This is a genomic window from Ideonella azotifigens, assembly GCF_006519715.1.
Classification (GTDB): domain Bacteria; phylum Pseudomonadota; class Gammaproteobacteria; order Burkholderiales; family Burkholderiaceae_C; genus Ideonella; species Ideonella azotifigens.
The window spans coordinates 1-1,456 of the sequence record NZ_VIDT01001022.1; the positions used below are offsets into that span (position 1 = coordinate 1).

The following is a 1,456-nucleotide window of genomic DNA, read 5'->3' on the forward strand; positions in this document are numbered from 1 at the left end:
CACCGCTGGCCGCCTTCCCGGCCGCGCCAGCCAGCCCCGGCGGCACGCACTCGGCCAGCAGCATTGCCGAGCTGGTGAGCCGATGCAATTCGCTGGCCGACGAAGAAATGCTGGCCTGCCGCCGCCGCATCTGCGATGGCTATTGGGGCAAGGCGCAAGCCTGCCCCACCTCTCTTTCGCCGCAGGCCTCTGCTCGTCCCTGAGCTGCCGCCCCTGACGGTTCCGGCCCATGAGCTTCCCCTCTTCGCTTGCACCTTTCGATGACGGCACCCGCCTCTACCGCCTTCAAGCCGAAGGCGAGCTGGCCCAGCTTCAGGTCGAAGCCTGGGCGCTGCAGGAAGCGCTGAGCCAGCCCTGGCAACTGCAGCTGAGCTGCGTGGCCGAGTCCGCGCAACTGGACCTGGACGCCATGCTGGGCCAACCGCTCACGCTGCTGACCCGGCTGTCGGACGGCAGCGAACAGCCGCGCAGCGGCCACGTCCTGCAAGCCATGGCCGACGACAGCGATGGCGGCCTGGCGCGTTACCAGTTCATCGTGCAGCCCTGGCTGGGCTTCCTGTCACAGACCTTGCGCAGCCAGGTGTGGCAGGACGTGGCCTTCCCCGACATGATCGACAGCGTGCTGACCCGCTACAGCGCGCTGGGCAGCTGGCGCTGGTCATCCTGCGTGACCGAGCACCTCGCCGCTTCGGCCGGAGGTGGCCTGCGCCCGTACGTCGTGCAGTACCGCGAAAGCGACCTGGCCTTCGTACAACGCCAGCTTGCCGCGGAAGGCATCGCCTACCGTTTCGAAGAAAGCACGGATGGCCAGCCCGGCCCTTGCGTGGTCTTCTTCGCCGACAGCACCTCGGCCGACAGTTGCCCCGAAGACATTTCGTCGGCGAGCGCACTGGGCGGCGCGGGCCTGCGCTTTCACCGCGACGGCGTGCAGGAAGCGCAAGACACGGTGCAGGCCTTCGGCGGCCAGCGCCGCCAAGCCCTGGCCGTGGCTTCGGCCACCAGCTACGACGTGGCCAGCGGCCGCCTGATCGCCGCCGAAGTGCCGACTGCCGGCATCGTCGGTGGCGAGAACGCCGCCTGGCTGGAAGCCTACGACAGCCTGGGCGAAGGCCTGTTCGCCGACGGCGGCCAGGCCCAGCGCGCCTTGACGCTGGCCCAGCAAGCCATCGAAGCGCGGCACAAGCGCTGGCTGGGCCAATCCGTGGTGCGCAGCTTCCAGGCTGGCACCCGCTTCGCGCTGGCCGAATCCTCGCTCGACGCACTGGACCCGTTCAAGCCCGAGGAAGACAAGCGCTTCCTGCTGACCAGCGTGACCCACGTCGGCATCAACAACCTGCCCAAGGACCTGAGCGACGCGATCGCCAAGGCCTTCAAGACGCCCGCCGGCAAGGATCCGGCCTTGCTGCCGGACTGGATCGAGCCGGCGCTGCGCCAGCGCGCGGCAGCCCGTGGCTAT

The 1,456-nt window shown here is 69.2% G+C and carries 1 protein-coding gene and 1 pseudogene; both read left to right on the plus strand.

Going from position 1 to position 1,456, the window contains the following annotated elements; all coding sequences use genetic code 11:
* Positions 1-203, plus strand: a pseudogene (locus tag FKP22_RS33120) (hypothetical protein); the annotation flags it as partial.
* A gap of 26 nt (positions 204-229) precedes the next feature.
* A partial coding sequence (locus FKP22_RS30245; RefSeq protein ID WP_211361669.1) for a type VI secretion system Vgr family protein occupies positions 230-1,456 on the plus strand: 1,227 nt, incomplete at its 3' end.